Source organism: Myceligenerans halotolerans (genome assembly GCF_054782975.1).
Genome location: NZ_BAAGRL010000012.1, coordinates 347809 through 364190, shown reverse-complemented (window position 1 = coordinate 364190; position 16382 = coordinate 347809). Strand labels below are relative to the sequence as shown.

The 16382-nt window shown below is 72.4% G+C and carries 17 protein-coding genes; 5 read left to right on the top strand and 12 right to left on the bottom strand.

All coding sequences use genetic code 11. The annotated features are described in order from the left end of the window. Positions 1-133 precede the first annotated feature (133 nt). From hemQ to ACYVK5_RS10800, 3 genes are all read right to left on the bottom strand, one after another. Positions 134-940: a hydrogen peroxide-dependent heme synthase gene (gene hemQ / locus ACYVK5_RS10810; RefSeq protein ID WP_460704692.1), complete on the bottom strand. Its 807-nt coding sequence runs from the start codon at positions 938-940 to the stop codon at positions 134-136. Next, the gene (locus tag ACYVK5_RS10805) at positions 937-2091 is read right to left on the bottom strand and encodes a ferrochelatase (protein WP_460704690.1); all 1155 of its coding nucleotides are present in this window, start codon (positions 2089-2091) and stop codon (positions 937-939) included. Before ACYVK5_RS10805 ends, hemQ begins: the two co-directional genes overlap by 4 nt. 79 nt (positions 2092-2170) lie before the next feature. Then, positions 2171-3058 carry a LysR family transcriptional regulator gene (locus ACYVK5_RS10800; RefSeq protein WP_460704688.1) on the bottom strand — a complete coding sequence of 296 codons (888 nt, stop codon included), beginning with the start codon at positions 3056-3058 and terminating at the stop codon, positions 2171-2173. Between the two features lie 73 nt (positions 3059-3131). Here ACYVK5_RS10800 and ACYVK5_RS10795 point away from each other — a divergent pair, with 73 nt between their 5' ends. After that, positions 3132-4421, top strand: a complete 1290-nt coding sequence (locus tag ACYVK5_RS10795; RefSeq protein ID WP_460704686.1) for an MFS transporter — start codon at positions 3132-3134, stop codon at positions 4419-4421. A 203-nt stretch (positions 4422-4624) separates the two neighbouring features. Here ACYVK5_RS10795 and ACYVK5_RS10790 read toward each other — a convergent pair whose 3' ends face one another. The 3 genes from ACYVK5_RS10790 to ald all read right to left on the bottom strand — a co-directional run bounded on the left by ACYVK5_RS10790 (position 4625) and on the right by ald (position 7794). Next, a complete protein-coding gene (locus tag ACYVK5_RS10790) occupies positions 4625-5767 on the bottom strand; it encodes a glycerate kinase (RefSeq protein ID WP_460704778.1) in 1143 nt (380 codons plus the stop codon). Between the two features lie 144 nt (positions 5768-5911). After that, the gene (locus ACYVK5_RS10785; RefSeq protein ID WP_460704684.1) at positions 5912-6538 is read right to left on the bottom strand and encodes a GNAT family N-acetyltransferase; all 627 of its coding nucleotides are present in this window, start codon (positions 6536-6538) and stop codon (positions 5912-5914) included. Between the two features lie 161 nt (positions 6539-6699). Then, entirely contained in the window at positions 6700-7794 is a 1095-nt protein-coding gene (ald, locus tag ACYVK5_RS10780; protein WP_460704682.1) for an alanine dehydrogenase, read from the bottom strand. Between the two features lie 92 nt (positions 7795-7886). Between ald and ACYVK5_RS10775 the strand changes: the two genes are divergently transcribed. Then, a complete protein-coding gene (locus ACYVK5_RS10775; protein ID WP_460704680.1) occupies positions 7887-8798 on the top strand; it encodes a LysR family transcriptional regulator in 912 nt (303 codons plus the stop codon). 29 nt (positions 8799-8827) lie between these two features. Here the strand turns inward: ACYVK5_RS10775 and ACYVK5_RS10770 are convergent, their stop codons facing one another. Together ACYVK5_RS10770 and ACYVK5_RS10765 are read right to left on the bottom strand one after the other, a co-directional pair. Further along, positions 8828-9313: a MarR family winged helix-turn-helix transcriptional regulator gene (locus ACYVK5_RS10770; protein WP_460704678.1), complete on the bottom strand. Its 486-nt coding sequence runs from the start codon at positions 9311-9313 to the stop codon at positions 8828-8830. A 158-nt stretch (positions 9314-9471) separates the two neighbouring features. Continuing rightward, the gene (locus tag ACYVK5_RS10765; RefSeq protein ID WP_460704676.1) at positions 9472-10233 is read right to left on the bottom strand and encodes an isoprenyl transferase; all 762 of its coding nucleotides are present in this window, start codon (positions 10231-10233) and stop codon (positions 9472-9474) included. Between the two features lie 271 nt (positions 10234-10504). On the opposite strand from ACYVK5_RS10765, the gene trhA reads away from it, so the two are divergent. Beyond that, positions 10505-11200 carry a PAQR family membrane homeostasis protein TrhA gene (gene trhA / locus ACYVK5_RS10760; protein WP_460704776.1) on the top strand — a complete coding sequence of 232 codons (696 nt, stop codon included), beginning with the start codon at positions 10505-10507 and terminating at the stop codon, positions 11198-11200. A 141-nt stretch (positions 11201-11341) separates the two neighbouring features. On the opposite strand, the gene ACYVK5_RS10755 is transcribed toward trhA, so the two are convergent. From ACYVK5_RS10755 to mca, 3 genes are read right to left on the bottom strand one after another with little or no spacing between them, the layout of a single operon-like run. Then, positions 11342-12373, bottom strand: a complete 1032-nt coding sequence (locus tag ACYVK5_RS10755) for a carbon-nitrogen hydrolase family protein (protein WP_460704674.1) — start codon at positions 12371-12373, stop codon at positions 11342-11344. Continuing rightward, positions 12370-12744 carry a hypothetical protein gene (locus tag ACYVK5_RS10750; protein ID WP_460704672.1) on the bottom strand — a complete coding sequence of 125 codons (375 nt, stop codon included), beginning with the start codon at positions 12742-12744 and terminating at the stop codon, positions 12370-12372. The genes ACYVK5_RS10755 and ACYVK5_RS10750 overlap by 4 nt, the downstream gene beginning before the upstream one ends. Beyond that, positions 12741-13676, bottom strand: a complete 936-nt coding sequence (gene mca, locus ACYVK5_RS10745; protein ID WP_460704774.1) for a mycothiol conjugate amidase Mca — start codon at positions 13674-13676, stop codon at positions 12741-12743. The genes ACYVK5_RS10750 and mca overlap by 4 nt, the downstream gene beginning before the upstream one ends. A 153-nt stretch (positions 13677-13829) precedes the next feature. On the opposite strand from mca, the gene ACYVK5_RS10740 reads away from it, so the two are divergent. Continuing rightward, positions 13830-14249, top strand: coding sequence for a DUF4307 domain-containing protein (locus tag ACYVK5_RS10740; RefSeq protein WP_460704670.1), 420 nt, complete (start codon positions 13830-13832; stop codon positions 14247-14249). Between the two features lie 152 nt (positions 14250-14401). Further along, positions 14402-14881, top strand: coding sequence for a transcription elongation factor GreA (gene greA / locus ACYVK5_RS10735; RefSeq protein WP_460704668.1), 480 nt, complete (start codon positions 14402-14404; stop codon positions 14879-14881). Between the two features lie 208 nt (positions 14882-15089). On the opposite strand, the gene ilvA is transcribed toward greA, so the two are convergent. Beyond that, complete coding sequence (gene ilvA, locus ACYVK5_RS10730) at positions 15090-16292, bottom strand: threonine ammonia-lyase (RefSeq protein WP_460704666.1); 1203 nt, start codon at positions 16290-16292, stop codon at positions 15090-15092. Positions 16293-16382 lie beyond the last annotated feature (90 nt).

The following is a 16382-nucleotide window of genomic DNA, read 5'->3' as shown; positions in this document are numbered from 1 at the left end:
AACAGCCTCCTGGTTCCGACCCGCTCTGCCGAGCAGTCACCTGGTCCCAGCTCGCGCCGCCGAACAGTCACCTATGCCCTGCGGCACAGGGGTTGAAACGAACCAACTGACTGTTCGGCAGACCGTCGGGTCCTCAGCTCAGGGGCTGGCGGGACGCCCAGTCCGTGAGCGTGGTGCGCGGCCCGGTGAAGAACGGCGTCTCCTCGCGGACGTGGCGGCGGGCCTCGGTGGCACGCAGGTCCCGCATGAGGTCCACGATGCGGTGCAGTTCGTCCGCCTCGAAGGCGAGGATCCACTCGTAGTCGCCCAGGGCGAACGCGGAGACCGTGTTGGCGCGCACGTCCTTGTACCCGGCGGCCGCCATGCCGTGGTCGCGCAGCATGGTGCGGCGCTCGTCGTCGGGCAGCACGTACCAGTCGTAGGACCGCACGAACGGGTACACGCACAGGTAGTCGCGCGGCTGCTCGCCCGCCAGGAACGCCGGCACGTGCCCGCGGTTGAACTCCGCGGGGCGGTGCAGCGCGGCCACGGACCACACCGGCTCCAGGTACCGTCCGAGCGTCGTGGCGCGCAGCCGCTGATAGGCGCCCTGCACGGCCTCGATCGACGGCCCATGCGTCCAGAGCATGAGGTCGGCGTCGGAGCGGAGGCCACCCACGTCGTACCAGCCGCGCACCACGAGGTCTCCCTCGGTGCGTGCGCTGTCCCGCCCGGCGTCCGTCGTCGTCCCGTGATCGCCCCAGGCGGCGTCCTCCGCCTCGGCGACGAGCTCCTTGCGCTCGCCCTCGTCCTGCGGGAGCGTCTCGGTGAGGCTGAACACAGAGAACATCGTGTAGCGGATGGTCGCGTTGATGGCGTCCGAGTCGACCTGCTGACCGGTGTCGCCGTGGATGTGGTGGTTGTCCGACGCCGGAGCGCCGGGGCGGGTGCTGTCGCTCACTGGTACATGTCCTCCGAGCAGAGTGCGGGAATGCCGCCGGGCTCCTCATGGCGCCGCAGGCAGGAGTTCGGGCCGGTCACGGACGGCAGTGCCGGCAGGTCACCCACCGTAGTCTCGATGACGTCCTCACCGCGGGCGAGCGCGGCGCGTTCCAGCAGGAGGTCGACCAGTCCACGGACGAACGGCTCACGCGTGCCGACGGTGCCCGCGCGCACGGCCGTGATGCCGAGACCCTTCGCTGTCGCCAGGGCTTCGGTGTCGAGGTCGTAGGCGACCTCCATGTGGTCGCTGATGAAGCCGATCGGGGAGATGACGACGTCCCGGACACCGTCCGCGGCGAGGGCTTCGAGGTAGTCGTTGATGTCCGGCTCGAGCCACGGCTGGCTCGGCGGGCCGGAGCGGGAGCAGTAGGCGAGGTCCCACTCGACGTCGTGCCCGAGCTTCTCGGAGACCGCCGCCGCGACGAGCGCGGCCACGCTGCGGTGCTGCTCGGAGTAGGTGGCGTGCCCGACGCCGGACGCCGCCTCCATGGTGTCCGGGATCGAGTGGGTCACGAAGACGAGGCGTGCGCGATCCCCGGCGCCGCCGGCATCGGCGAGCGCGGCATATCCGTCCAGCACGGCGTCGATGTTGCCCTGGACGAAGCCCGGGTGGTTGAAGTACGAGCGGATCTTGTCGAACTGCACGCCGGTGGAGCCGTCGGGCCCGAGCTGCCCGCGCTCCCGCAGCGTGACCGCGAGGTCCTCGCGGTACTGGCGGCAGCCGGAGTAGCTGCTGTAGGCGGAGGTCACCAGGGCGACGGCGCGCTTCGCGCCGAGCCGCTCCAGCTCGTCGATCGCGTCGGTGGTGTAGGGCGCCCAGTTCCGGTTGCCCCACACGACGGGCAGGGTGATCCCGCGCCGCTGGAGCTCCGCCTCGAGCGCGGCCTTGAGCGCGAGGTTCTGCTCGTTGATCGGGCTCTTGCCACCGAACTGGTAGTAGTGCTCCCCGACCTCCGCGAGCCGCTCGTCGGGGATGCCCTTGCCCGCGGTGACGTTCCGCAGGAACGGGACCACGTCCTCGGGCTTGTCCGGGCCGCCGAAGGAGTAGAGCATCAGCGCGTCGTAGGGCGCCGCGGCGTGCGCCGCAGGCTGGGGGAGATTCGCGGGCATGCCCATATCTTTCCACCGACCGGTTCCCGGGCCCGACCGCAGGACGGCCAACGGGACGTGACATCCATGCGACACCCTGTCAGGAACCACTCCCCCGCGCGTGGACGTTCCCCTCCCGCAGCCGCTCTCTCAGGGCCGGCAGCGCGTCGAGCAGGACCGACGGCGCCGGGCTGCGACTCACCATCGACAGCCGGACCCGGGACCGGATCGGTGACGGCTCGATATGGTCGCCGGGCGCCGCATACCAGCGCGCCACCATGTCGGGCACGACGACCGCGCAGCCCCGCTCCCGCGCCGTCCGCACCGCCGACTCCGCCGTGGCCGAGTGCCTCGCGTGCGCGCCCAGCGCCGTCAGCCTGCGCAGCAGCAGGTCCCGGGACTCGTCGAGCGCGCAGCAGATCACGGTCTGTCCGGCGTAGGGCCGCCGCCCCGACCCGCGCCCCGGGGCACCGTGCGGCAGCAGCGTGACGAGGTCGTGCAGCCCCACCTCCGTGACCACCAGGCCGCGCGCGATCGGGACCTGCTTCGCGATGGTCACGAACGCCGCGTCGAGCGTGCCCCGCTCCACCCATTCCAGCAGCCGCGGGCCGTGCTCCACCTCGGGCTGGACCACCACGTCGTCGAGCAGGACGTCCAGCGCGGCGAACAACGTCCCCGCGAGACTCGGAATGGTGCCGGCCGACGTCGTACGCGACTGCGCGGCGGCGAGCGAGCGCTCGGAGATGCCGCGCAGGTGGTCCAGGATGTGCGCGGCCTGCGCGCAGAACTCGCGGCCCGCGGGGGTGGGCCGCGCCCCGGTGGTGTCGCGGTCGAACAGGCGAGTCCCGATCCGGCGCTCCAGCGCGGCGAGCCGCTGGCTTGCCGACGGCTGGGTGATCAGCAGCTCGCGGCCGGCCGCGCCGAGCGACCCGTGCCGCGCGACGGCGTCGACCAGCCGCAGATCGTCGACACTGGGCAATGAGGCCATAGGCCAATTCTATGAGCGAGGGTGGTGATCCCGCGTCTACCGGGTCGGCGGCGCCGCCCTCAGGATCGAAGGTGTGGATCGCAACCTCCTCACACTCACGGGCACCACCTTCGTCACCTGGACCGGCCAGCGCATCACCGCCGTCGCGCTCCCGCTCGTCGCCCTCGACCAGACCGGCGACGCCTGGACGACCGGCCTGGTCGGAGGCTTCGCCGGCCTCCCGCTGCTGACGTCCGCGTGGTGGGGGCGCCCGTTGCGGCACCTCCTGATCTCGGGGCGGGCGCTGGCCGTGCTGCTCGCGATCCAGGTGGCCGGCCTCGCCCTGGTCCCGGTGGCGGCCGTGACCACAGGAGTCGACGCCGTCGTCCTGTGTGCCGCCGGCCTGGTCACCGGCGCCACCGGCGCACTGCTCGCGCCTGCCCAGCGGTCCCTCACCGCGGATCTCGCCGACGACGTCGCGCCCGGCGTCGGCGCCAAGGCACTCGCCTGGCAGGACATGGCCCACCGGTCGTCGATGATCTTCGCGCCGCCGCTCGGCGCGTGGTTGCTGGTGGTATGGGGCGCGGTACCGCTGCTCTGGTGCGAGGCCGCCGCGGTCGGGCTCGCGGCGGTCGCCATGGTCACGGTGCCGGGCGCCCGTCGCGACTCCGCCGTCGCCGACGGGGACGACCGTGACGCGGCGCCCGCGCAGGGAGTTGCCGCGACGTCGTCGGACACGCCGGCGGCGGCCGTCCTGCGCGACCGCGTCACGATCCGGTCGGTGCTCCGCGGCGACCTCGACCTGGCGATCGGCATCCTCCTGGCCGGGGTGGGTGGCATCACGTGGTTCGCGTTCCCCCTGGGTCTCGCGCTGCTGGGCGCGGAGCTCGACCGGCCCGGGCAGATCGTCGCGGCCGCGATGTCCGGCTACGGCGCCGCGACCGTCGGCGTCTCGTTCCTCGTCCCGCTGGTGATCAACCGCGTACCGCGGATGGCGGCGATCCTCGTCTCCTGGGCGGTGCTCGGCATCTCGTTCCTGCTGTTCCCGCTGGCCGCGCCGGACCTGGTCGCCGTGACCGCCGTCGCCGCCCTGGGCGGGATCCCGATCCCGTTCGGGATCGCCGCGCTCAACGCGCTCATCACGGAGCGGACCTCGGGCGACGCACGACGAGCGGCCTTCACCGCGGAGACGGTGCTGCACAACGGCGGGGCGTCCGCCGGGCTCCTGGTGGGCGGGGCGATCATCGGAGCGTTCGGCGCAGGCCCGGTCCTCGTGACGACGGGCCTCATCCAACTGGCGGCGGTAGCCGCGGTGATCCCCCTGATCCGCCGCCCCGCCCGCACGGCCGGCCCCCGAGCGACACCGACCCCGGCCACCCCCTGACGGCCGACCACGCCATTTCGCCTGCTGGACGCGCGACCACGTCATTTTGCTTGGTGTGCGCGCTCTCATCAAGCAAAATGGCGTGGTCGTGCTGCCGCCAGCCGGAATGGCGTGGTCGCGCCGCAGACGGCCGCAGACGGCCGCAGTGGGCCGCAGCGACGGCGGCGGCGACCGCAACCGGGCGGCGGTTCGGCAGGAGCCGGTCAGCCGCGGGAGGTCAGGACCAGGTTCGTGACCTGGGCCGCCAGGTCGGTCAGGCGGGCCGGTGTGCGGTGGAGCAGGTCGTCCAGTTCCACCGGGCCGGGCGCGATCGAGAACGCCGCCGCGATCCCGGCCTCCCAGGCCAGCGGCGCGGGCAGCAGCACCTGCCCCGCCAGCACGACGACGGGCGGCTTGCCCGGAGCCGCCGCTGCGAGGCGTGCGATGCCGTCCGCGACCTTGCCTCGCACCGACTGCGAGTCGAACGAGCCCTCGCCGGTGAACACCAGACCGGCGTCCGCGAGCGCCTCGGGGAGCCCGATCGCCTGGGCGACGAGCAGCGCACCCTGTTCGGTCTCGGCGCCGAGGACGGCGACGAGCCCGGACGGGACGCCGCCGGCGGCTCCGGCACCGGGCAGGTCGTGGGTACGCACGCCGGTCTCGCGTTCGAGGACGCCGGCCCAGCGGCGCAGCGCGTCGTCGAGGTAGCCGACGTCGCCGTCGCTCGCGCCCTTCTGGTGACCGAACACGTGGGCGGCGCCGTGCTCGCCCACGAGCGGGTTGGTCACGTCGACGGCGAGCCGCCAGCGGACCTCGCGGGCCCGTGGGTGCAGACCGTCGAGGTCGATGCGGGTCACCCGCGCGAGGCCCTCGCCGCCGTCGGGCACGTCGGCGCCGTCGTCGTCGAGGAGTCGCGCGCCGAGGCCGGTGAGGATGCCGGCGCCGCCGTCGGTCGAGGCGGAGCCGCCCAGGCAGACGAGCACCTCCTCGACGCCGGCGTCGAGGGCGGCGCGGGCGACGGCGCCGGTGCCGCGCGTGCTCGCGTGCAGAGGCTGCGGCGGCGCGTCGCTGACGTGCGGGAGGCCGCTGGCCTCCGCGAGTTCGACGACGCCGGTCCGGCCATCGGGCGAGGCGGCCCACCTGGCCCGGCGGGGCCGCCCGACGGCGTCGACAGTGTCGACCGTCCGGGGCGCGACGTCCCATGCGGCGAGCAGTGCCTCGAGGGTGCCTTCACCGCCGTCCGCCATGGGCAGGCAGGTGATGACGGCGTCCGGCCGGGCGACGCGGACGCCGTCGGCGACGCGGGCGGCGACCTCGGGGGCGCTGAGGCTGCCTTTGAAGGAGTCGGGGGCGACGATGACACGCATGGTGCTCACGGCCCCGATCGTAGATGGACGAACCGGCGACGCGCCGGGACGGCTCACCGGTCGAGGCGCCGGACCGTGGCTCGGCCCAGCTCCTGAAGCTGCGGCCGGCCCGCGACCGGACCCGCGACGGCGTCGGACGACGTGTCACCACTCCAGGCGCATGACCGCACGGCGCTCGGTGGGCCGGCTCACCTCGCGGAACCCGGCGGACTCGAACATGCCGACGCTCCCGACGAACAGGTCGCCGGAGTTGTTGCGTCCCGCGCCGGCCTGGCGCGGAAGCAGCGGGTAGCCCTCGACCGCCGTCGCGCCACCTTCCCGCGCGAATCCGGCGGCCGCCCGGGCCAGCGCGGTCCCGATGCCGCGCTGCCGGTAGCCCTTGCGGGTCACGAAGCAGGTCACCGCCCAGACCGAGGCGTCGTCGGGGTCCTCGGAGCGACCGGACCACACCAGCCGGGAGGTCCGCAGCCGGGGGTACGCGGTCCGCGGTTCGACGGCGCACCAGCCGGCGGGCTCGCCGTCGAGGAACGCGATCATCCCGCTGGTCGACGACGCGCCCGGGTCGCCGCACGCCGTCTGCTCCCGCAGGTGCTCCTCGCGTGCGGGACGGTCCAGCGCGTCCATCTCCCGGGCGGGGAACTTGAACCACTGGCACTGGCACCACGCGGGAACGCCGCGCTCCCCGAACACCGCCCGGATGTCGTCCCAGGACGCTTCGTTGGCAGGGACGACGACGATCTCGGTGGCCTTCTCCGCAACCTCCTGAGCCATGTCGTCCAACCTATGGCGCGGCGCCGCTCGCCCGCCAGGGCTGATGGTCGGTCGACACCGGACCGGCCACACGCGCACGGCAGGAACGACGTCGTTCCGGGCGAACACCGCGGAACAACCGGATCGGCCACACGCGCACCGCAGGAACCTCGCGGCCTCGATCAGGCGTAGCCGAGGCCCAGCGCCTCCGCGACCTCCTTGCTGCGGAGCTCGCCCGCGTGGGTGCTGAGCCCCTTGGCGAGGGACGGGTCCGCGGCCAGGGCCTCCTCCCAGCCCTTGTCCGCCAGGGCGACGACGTACGGCAGGGTCGCATTGGTCAGCGCGCGCGTGGACGTCTGCGGCACCGCGCCGGGCATGTTGGCGACGCAGTAGAAGAGCGCGTCGTGCACGCTGTACGTCGGGTCGTCGTGCGTGGTCGGGCGCGAGCCCTCGAAGCAGCCGCCCTGGTCGATGGCGATGTCCACGAACACGGTCCCCGGCTTCGCCGCCTTCACCATCTGGTCGGTGACCAGCTTGGGCGCCGCGGCGCCGGGCACCAGGACGGAGCCGATGACGAGGTCGGCCCGCTCCACCTGCTCGGCGATCTCGTACTGGGTGGAGTGCCGGGTGTGGAGCTGCCCGCCGAAGCGGTGGTCGAGCTCGCGCAGGCGCGGCAGGGAGATGTCGACGACGGTCACGTCGGCGCCCATGCCCAGCGCGTTCGCCGCCGCGTGCTCGCCGGCCACGCCGCCCCCGATCACCAGCACCTTCGCCTTGGGCGTGCCCGGGACACCGCCCATCAGGAGGCCGGCGCCGCCGGCCGCGCTCAGGAGGTGGTAGCCGCCCGCCTGGATCGACAGGCGGCCGGCCACCTCGCTCATCGGCGCGAGCAGCGGGAGGGAGTGGTCGGGGAACTGGACGGTCTCGTACGCGACGGCGGTGGTGCCGGCATCGAGCAGCGCGCGGGTGCATGGCTCGGACGCCGCCAGGTGCAGGTAGGTGAACAGCACCTGGTCCCCGCGCAGCCTGCCGTACTCCGGCTCGATCGGCTCCTTGACCTTGACCACCATGTCCGAGTCCGCCCACACCTCGTCGGCTCCTGCGAGCGTGACCGCACCGGCCACGCGATAGGCCTCGTCGGTGAAGCCCGAGCCGATACCGGCGCCTGCCTGGACGAGGACCTGGTGACCGCGACGAACGAGCTCGTGCGCGCCGGCGGGGGTGATGCCGACACGGTTCTCGTTGTTCTTGATCTCCGTGGGGATTCCGATCTTCATTCTTCGACGGTAGGCCGGTCCCGCTGTGCGGTCCAGGTCACATTTCTGAATAGAATGTTCGGAGAAACCGAACAGAGAGGCGCTCCACCGGCATGCTCGATCCCTGGCGACTCCATCTGCTGCGCCAGCTCCACCAGCTCGGCACCGTGCGCGCCGTGGCGGAGGTGCTGCACATGAGCCCGTCGAGCGTCTCGCAGCAGCTCGCCACCCTGGAGAAGGAATCCGGGGCCCACCTGCTGGAACGTGTCGGGCGCCGCGTCCGCCTGACGCCGGTCGGGCTCGCGCTCGCGCGGCACGCGACGGAGATCCTGGATCACATCGAGTCGGTCGAGGCCGAGATCGCCGGCCTGCACTCGGAACCCACCGGCACGGTGCGGGTCGCCGCGTTCACGAGCGTGCTCCACACCATCCTGATCCCCGCGGTGCGGCACCTGCGCGCGACGCACCCGAGGATCGCCGTCGTCCTGACCGAGGCGGAGCCGTCGGAGGCCCTGCCCGCGCTGCATCGCGGCGAGGTCGACCTCGCGGTGAGCGGAGACTTCGAGGACTCCCCCGAGCCGTCCGACCCCGACCTCGTCCGCACCCCGCTGACGAGGGACGACGTCGTCCTGGTCCTGGCCGAGGACGCGACTCCGCCGGGGGTGCCGACGCCCGGCGGCCCGCACGACGCGGTACACCTGGCGGCGCTGGCGGACGCGACCTGGGCCTTCGAGAAACCGGGGGCGCACCTGGCGGACCTGGCCGAGCGCCTGTGCCTGCGCGCGGGGTTCCGGCCACGGGTGGCCGCGCGCTGCATGTCGCACGGCTCCCTGCTGCGGTACGTGGAGGCCGGCCTGGCGGTGACGCTGCTGCCCCGCCTCGCCGTCGACGGCCGCTACGCCGTACGGATCCTGCCGTTCAGCGACCCGCTGGAGCGGGACATCCACCTGGTGGGCCGGCGCGCTGCGATGTCACGGGTCGCCGTTCGCGAGGTCGCGGACGCGATCACCCGGGTCACTCTCTGACCTGGGGGACGGATCTCGGGTACCGGCCGCTACGAGCCGACCCGGGATCGGTCCGGTACTCCCGACTGCGCCGCGCGGAGCTTGTCGAGGAGCGCCCGCAGGGTCGCGAGGTCGTCGGCCCGCATCGCGGACCCGACGTAGTGCGCGATCGACCGCACGTGCCGCAGCCCCACTTCCTTCTGCAGCCTCGCGCCGGCGTCGGTGAGCACCACCTTCACGCCCCGGCCGTCCTCGGGTGCGGACTCCCGCCGCACCAGACCCCGCCGCTCCAGGCGATCGACCAGGCGCGACAAGGACGACTGAGCCATCAGGATGTTCTCGTTCAGGTCTCGCAGCCGCATCGAGCCGGCGCCGCCGGAGAGCGTGAACAGCACGTCGTACTCGCGCATGCTCAGTTCGTCCCAGATGTCGTCGGCGAGGAGCCGGCGCATCAAGGTGACCTGCGTACGGAAGAGCGACTCCCATGCCTCCGCCGCCTCGCGGGCTGTCGGAGCCGGCCGTTCTCTCACTGTCATCGAGTGTGTTCCTCTCCTGCCTGGACTTGCACGCTACCCGAGGGCGGCTCAGATTTCCGCAGGAAGGACTAATATGATGTGGATTTTCAGGACAGGTGCCTCCACGCGGAAACCCGCGTCAGGACACCGTCCGCGCCGAGCGCCGCGGAGGCGCCGGATCATCGGCCGAGACGGCGCTCCCGCTGGGCGAAATCGCGCAGGGCGCGCAGGAAGTCGACCCTCCGGAACGCGGGCCAGTAGGCCTCGCAGAAGTAGTACTCCGAGTGCATCGACTGCCACATGAGGAACCCGCCGACACGCTGCTCCCCCGACGTGCGGATGACCAACTCGGGGTCCGGCTGACCCCGCGTGTACAGATGCTCGGCGATGTGCTCGACGTCGGTCCGCTCGGCGAGTTCCTCGAGCGTCGCGCCGTTCTTGGCCTCCTCCGTGAGGTAGGAGCGCACGGCATCGGCGATCTCCTGCCGGCCGCCGTAGCCGATGGCCACGTTCACCTGCAGCCCGCCGACGCCGGACGTCGCCTCCTGCGCCTGGCGCAGCGTCCGCGAGAGGCGCTCCGGCAACAGGTCGAGCCGCCCGATCGCGCGCAGGCGCCAGCGACCGGACTCCGCCAGGTCGCGGACCGCGTCCTCGATGATCTCCAGGAGATTCTCCAGCTCGGACGCCGAACGGCTCAGGTTGTCCGTGGAGAGCATCCACAGCGTCACGACCTCGATCCCCAGCGGCTCCGCCCAGCCGAGCAGGTCCGCGATCTTGTCGGCGCCCCGCCGGTGTCCCGTGGCCGCGGTCTCACCGAACGACTTGGCCCAGCGCCGGTTCCCGTCGAGCATCACGCCGATGTGCCGGGGCAGCGAAGCACCGTCGAGGCTGCGGGCGAGGCGGCGCTCGTAGAGTCGGTAGAGAGGTGAGGGCAGACGCACGGGAAAACGCTACCGCGCCCCGGGATGCGTATAGCACGGGCCCTCCCGTCAACCCGACGCAGGATCTTCACAGCCCCGCCGCCGGTCCCGGGATCGGCCACCTACCCTGGTTGAAACCTACGCTACCGTAGGTTCGTTGTCGGCCGAGCAGAGGAGATGAAGCGTGGCAGCAGCAACGAACCAGCCCGGCCGACCGCCGTCGGGCCCCGTGGAGAACGTCCGCGACAAGGTGTCCGGCACCTTCGACCGCGTCGGCGATACCTTCGACGACATGCGGGGCAGTGTGACCGGCGTCGTCCAGACCATCTCCACGACCGTCTCGGACACGGTGGAGCGGAAGATCAAGCCGCACCTGCGCGGCTGGATCCACGCGGGAACCTTCCCGCTCGCCCTCGCGGCGAGCATCACGCTGGTCGTGCTCGCGCCGGACGCCGCCGCCAGATGGTCCGTCGCGGTCTTCGGCCTCACGGCCGCCCTGCTGTTCGGCACCAGCGCGGTGTACCACCGCGGCACCTGGTCCCCGAAGGTGGAGGGGGTCCTGCGCCGCGCCGACCACTCCAACATCTTCCTCATCATCGCCGGTACCTACACCCCGCTCGCGGTCACGCTGCTGGACCGGCAGGCCGCCACGATCCTCCTGTGCATCGTGTGGAGCGGGGCGCTGGCCGGGCTGATCGGGCGCATCGTGTGGCTGCACGCACCACGCTGGGTCTACACGCCGATCTACGTGGCGCTCGGCTGGGTCGCCGTCGGCTACATGCGGCCGTTCTGGGAGGCCGGCGGGCCGGCCGTGGTGTGGCTCATCATCGCCGGGGGTGTCGCCTACACCCTGGGTGCCGTCGTCTACGCGACGAAGAAGCCCGACCCCAGCCCTCGCTGGTTCGGTTTCCACGAGATCTTCCACGTGCTCACGGTCGTGGGCTTCGCCTCGCACGTCGTGGCGATCTACCTGGCTGTGCTGTCCTGAACTCTGTTCTCCTGAGCTCGGTTCTCCTGAGCCGCCGGGCTCAGCCCCTGCGGGCGCTCCTGCGTCGCGTCCTCGTGTCTTCACAACGTTTCCGGCGGCCAGGGAGTGGTCGGCCGGCCGTAGGCCTGACCGGCTCGTGAGCTACTTCGGGACGACGGCGTAGCGGCGGTTGGCCAGTGACGGGTTGGTGCGGCGCGCGGCGCTGACGCCCGCCGGATCCAGGTCGACGGTGCGGATCTCCGGCCCGTCCCCCAGTTCGAGGCCGACGACGCCGTCCGGCCCCACCAGCAACGATCGTCCCGTGACGCTCTTGCCTGCCATCCCGACGCCGAGCACGATCGCGGTGTTCTCGATCGCCCGCGCCCGCAGCAGGGTGTGCCAGTGGTCCGCCTTGAGCGGCCCGGCCATCCAGGCCGCCGGGTAGACCAGGACATCGGCGCCCGCGTCCACGGCGCGCCGCGCGGACTCCGGGAAGCGGAGGTCGTAGCAGGTCAGCACCCCGAACGTGAGGTCACCGAGAGGCAGGGTAACCGGCTCGGCGTCGGCGGGACCGGGCTCCAGACGGTCCGACTCCCGCGTCCCGAACGCGTCGTAGAGGTGCACCTTGCGGTAGACCCCGGCCAGCGACCCGTCGCGCCCCACGACGACGAGCGCGTTCGCCGCGCGCCCGTCGGCGGCCGGGAGGACGGCCCCGGCGATCACCGCGACGCCGGTCTCGGCGGCACGGCGCCGCAGCATCGAGACGTACGGGCCGTCGAGCGGCTCGGCGTGGTCGGCGCCGACCCCGCGCGGGTCGTACGCCGAGGCGTACTCGGGCAGCACCAGCAGGTCCGCCCGGACGCGAGCCGCCTCACGGAAGGCCGACTCGGCCGTCATCCGGTTGGCGGCCGCGTCGTCGGAGACGGTGAGCTGCGCCACCGTGACCCGGACCTTGGCCGGGGCGTCGGCGGGCCGGTCCGGCGTCCCGGCGGCCGCCGTCGTCGTCCCCGGTCCGTTCCGCCCTGGCTGCTCCGTCATCGTTCCGGCGCGGGTCGCGCCCGCCCGCTCCGTCGTCGTCGTCGTCAAGTCCGTCAGGCCTGCTCGCTCCGCCGACGTTCCGGCACGGGTCGCGGCTGTCACCGCCGTCGTCCCCGTATCGTCCGGCGTGACGCCGGATGCCGCGTCGCTCGTCACGCGGGCCCCACGCCGCCGGGCGGGATGTGGGTCTGGCCCTGGCCGTCCCGGGGATAGCGGTCCGCCGGCGGCCGGTGGTCCACATCCCGCTGGATCTCGATCCCCTCGCGCCTGCCGACGTCCAGGCCCTGCTCCTCCGCGTTACGCCGCGCCTTGCGCAGGTGCCGCGTCAGGGACAGGAAGAGGAACACACATACGACCGCCACCGCGAACGTGACGAGGAACCCGATCAGGCCGGGCGTGATGTCCGTCTCCTCCAGGCCCGGCCGCAGCACGCCCTCGGTCGGGTCGGGGACCGACGCCGACGTCAGGAGCTCCGCCCACCGTTCGCCGACGACGACGGCGGCCGGCGCGGACATCGCCCCGGTCATGCGATCACCTCGGCGTGCTCGCGGCCGTCTTCCTCGGCTCCGCTCGCGGCGTCGAGCGCCTCGCGCACGCCCGCGAACAGGTCGTCCTCGTGCTCACCGTGCGCGCGCTCGGGGAGCGGGATGTTCGACTCTGCCAGCTCGTACTCGTCCCACGGCCACACGTCGGCCTCGATGTCGCGGGGCACCGCGAAGAAGAACCCGTCCGGGTCGATCTGGGACGCGTGCGCGCGGAGTGCGTCGTCGCGCTGGGAGAAGTAGCCGGACACGGCCACGTAGGTGGTGACCTCCCGCTCGGGGATCTCCCGGGCGGTGCGGGACTCGATCCAGTCGCCGAACGGGGACTCCAGGCCCGCGCCCTCCATCGCCTCATGCACGGCACGCAGGCTCTCCATCGAGAAGCCGTGGTTGTAGTAGAGCTTCATCGGCTCCCAGGGCTCGCCCGCGCCGGGGTAGCGCGACGCGTCGCCCGCGGCGGCGAACGCCTCGGCCGACACGTCGTGGCACTTGATGTGGTCGGGATGCGGGTACCCGCCCGAGGGGTCGTAGGTCGTCACGACGTGCGGGCGGAACTCGCGCACCAGGCGCACCAGCGGCTCCGATGCCTCCTCGAGCGGGACCAGGGCGAAGCAGCCCTCGGGCAGCGGGGGCAGCGGGTCGCCCTCGGGCAGCCCGGAGTCGACGAAGCCCAGCCAGTGATGCCGCACGCCCAGCGCGGCGGCCGAGCGGGCCATCTCCTCGCGGCGCACCGCGCTGCGACCTTCGAGCGAGTCGAACTCGTGGCCTTCGGGCACGACGTACGACGGGTTGAGGATGTCGCCCCTCTCTCCGCCGGTACACGTCACGACCAGGACCTCCACGCCCTCGGCCACATAGCGGGCCGTGGTCGCGGCTCCCTTGCTCGACTCGTCGTCGGGGTGCGCGTGCACCGCCATGAGGCGGAGCGGCTCACGCTCGGATTCGGACACCTGGACCTCCTGGCCGGCAGTCGACGGCAATGTAGTACGCGCCCGACATCGATCGGCGTCTTCTGCCGGGCTCCCAGCGGGCTCTTCGTCGATGTCGGCGACATGCACCATCATGTCACTATGAGCTCCGACCCCCTAGCAGACCGCTACGGCCGCCCGCCGCGCGAGACCGGTCCCTCCGGCCGGCCGCGCCTCTCGGCCGGTGCGCGGATCGCGATCGCGGCGGCACTGTCCGCCGGCGTCGCCGGCGCGGCCTGGTTCGCCTGGTCCGACGCACAGCGCAACCCGGTCTCGTTCCGGGACATCGGGTTCTCCATCGAGAGCGCGGAGCAGATCTCGGTGACGTTCGACGTGCTGATGCCGCCGGGGACGACGGCGGTGTGCACCGTCACGGCGCTCAGCCCCAGCTACGCGGAGGTCGGTTCGCTCGACGTCGAGGTGGGCCCGGGAGAGCGCGACACGATCCGGGTCACCGCCGATGTCCGCACCACGCAGGAGGCGACGACCGGCATCGTCGACCATTGTTCGGTAAGCCCTTGACACTTCCGGGGCGGTCCGTTGATAGAATTGTCGTTTCACACGCTGTACAGACCCGCTGAACGGGCACGTGCGTGCTTTCCCGTTCGGCGGGTCTTGCGCGTTGTCGGTGCCCCACCGCCGCTCGAACGAGCAACCACGAAAGGAGAGCCCCCGTGACCGACACCTCTGTCACCTGGCTCACCCAGGACGCGTACGACCGGCTTCAGGCCGAGCTGGAGCGCCTCTCCGGCCCTTACCGCGCGGAGATCACCGAGCGCATCGCCGCCGCACGCGACGAGGGCGATCTCAAGGAGAACGGCGGGTATCACGCCGCTCGCGAGGAGCAGGCGAAGAACGAGGCCCGCATCAAGGAGCTCACGGAGAAACTCCGCACCGTCCAGGTGGGGCGCCCGTCCGACGACGGCACGGTGCAGCCCGGCATGGTCGTGACGGTCTCGATCTTCGGGGACCGCGAGACGTTCCTGCTGGGCTCCCGCGAGATGGCCGGCGACACGGACATGGATGTCTTCTCGCCGACCTCGCCGCTGGGCGCGGCCATCGTCGAGAAGAAGGTCGGCGACAAGAGCAGCTACGAGGCGCCGAACGGCAAGACGATTGAGGTCGAGATCATGGACGCCAAGCCGTTCGCCTGATCTCCCTCCTGCCGCTCCCGGCTCCCGAACCGCAACGGGAGGCCAGGGAGGCCAATCCCGGTCGCCGAACCGCAACGGCGGCCCGGCGACAGCCGCCGAACCGCAGGGACGCGCCGACAATCCCGAGGATTGTCGGCGCGTCCCTGCGGTTGAGCGGCCGGGAGCCACGCCGGCCTTGCGGTTCAGCGGGCGAGGCCCCCGGGGCTGTCTAACTCACCTCGACCGCGAACCCGTCTTGACGCAGGCGTTCGACGACGGACGTGCGGTGCTCGGCGCTCTTGGTCTCCACCTGAAGATGCACCAGCACCTCCGACACCGACAGCGACACGTCCGTGCGCGAGTGCTCCACCTGCACGATGTTCGCGCCGGCCGCCGCGATCGCGTCGACGAGGCCGGCCAGTGCGCCGGGCCGGTCCTGGACACGGACCCGCAGCTGCAGGTAGCGGCCGGCGGCGACGAGGCCGTGCTGAATCACGCGCAGCAGCACGAGCGGGTCGATGTTGCCGCCGCTCAGCACCGGCACGATCGGCCCGGCGAACTCTCCGGGGGCTGCTGCCAGCAGTCCGGCCACGCCGGCCGCCCCCGCGGGCTCCACCATGAGCTTGCCGCGCTCCAGCACCAGGAGCAGCCCGCGCGACAGCAGGTCCTCGCTCACCGTGCGCACTTCCACGCCACGCTCCGCCACGATGCCGAAAGGCACCTGGCCGGGCGTGCCGATCGCGATGCCGTCGGCCATGGTCGGCTGGAGGGTGACCGCCGTCGGACGGCCCGCGTCCAGCGATCCCGGGTAGGCCGCCGCCTGCGCGGCCTGCACACCCACGACGCGCACGTGCGGTGCCGCGTCGGCCAGCACGGCCGCGATCCCGGCCACGAGGCCGCCGCCACCGAGCGGCACGAGGATCGTGGCGACGTCGGGCACCTGTTCGAGGATCTCCAGGGCGATCGTGCCCTGGCCGGCGACGATGTCGGCATGGTCGAACGGGTGGATGAGGATGCGCCCCGAGCGGGCGGCCTCGACGCGCGCCGCGGACAGCGCCTCGTCCACGCTGCTGCCGACCTGGCGCACCTCGGCGCCGTAGTTGCGCGTCGCGGACAGCTTCGGCAGGGGCGCGTCGACCGGCATGAACACCAGCGCGTCGATGTCGAGCATGCTCGCCGCGAGCGCCACACCCTGGGCGTGGTTCCCGGCGCTGGCGGCGACGACACCGCGCGCACGCTCCTCGGGTGTGAGCCGGGACAGGCGCGTGTAGGCACCGCGGACCTTGAAGGAGCCGGCTCGCTGGAGGTTCTCGCACTTGAGGACGACCTTGGCGCCGGCGAGCTGGGAGAGTGCCCGGCTCTCGACGACGGGCGTGCGGGTGATCACGCCGTCGAGGAGGCTCGCGGCCTCGCGGACATCGTCCGCGCTCACGGAGGGAACGGTACTGGGGGTCACCCCGCGACACTAGGACGGGCGTCGGGGCGCCACAAGTCAGCTGCTGATCCTGTGGATGGCGCGGCG

Bases quoted from the DNA above. Each gene is read 5' to 3' on its own strand.
- ACYVK5_RS10750 (WP_460704672.1), bottom strand. From the start codon at position 12,744: ATGACCGGGGCGATGTCCGCGCCGGCCGCCGTCGTCGTCGGCGAACGG.
- ACYVK5_RS10770 (WP_460704678.1), bottom strand. From the start codon at position 9,313: ATGACAGTGAGAGAACGGCCGGCTCCGACAGCCCGCGAGGCGGCGGAG.
- mca (WP_460704774.1), bottom strand. From the start codon at position 13,676: ATGGCGGTGCACGCGCACCCCGACGACGAGTCGAGCAAGGGAGCCGCG.
- ACYVK5_RS10800 (WP_460704688.1), bottom strand. From the start codon at position 3,058: ATGGCCTCATTGCCCAGTGTCGACGATCTGCGGCTGGTCGACGCCGTC.
- ACYVK5_RS10775 (WP_460704680.1), top strand. From the start codon at position 7,887: ATGCTCGATCCCTGGCGACTCCATCTGCTGCGCCAGCTCCACCAGCTC.
- ACYVK5_RS10785 (WP_460704684.1), bottom strand. From the start codon at position 6,538: ATGGCTCAGGAGGTTGCGGAGAAGGCCACCGAGATCGTCGTCGTCCCT.
- ACYVK5_RS10805 (WP_460704690.1), bottom strand. From the start codon at position 2,091: ATGCCCGCGAATCTCCCCCAGCCTGCGGCGCACGCCGCGGCGCCCTAC.
- ACYVK5_RS10740 (WP_460704670.1), top strand. From the start codon at position 13,830: ATGAGCTCCGACCCCCTAGCAGACCGCTACGGCCGCCCGCCGCGCGAG.
- ACYVK5_RS10790 (WP_460704778.1), bottom strand. From the start codon at position 5,767: ATGCGTGTCATCGTCGCCCCCGACTCCTTCAAAGGCAGCCTCAGCGCC.
- trhA (WP_460704776.1), top strand. From the start codon at position 10,505: ATGCGGGGCAGTGTGACCGGCGTCGTCCAGACCATCTCCACGACCGTC.
- ald (WP_460704682.1), bottom strand. From the start codon at position 7,794: ATGAAGATCGGAATCCCCACGGAGATCAAGAACAACGAGAACCGTGTC.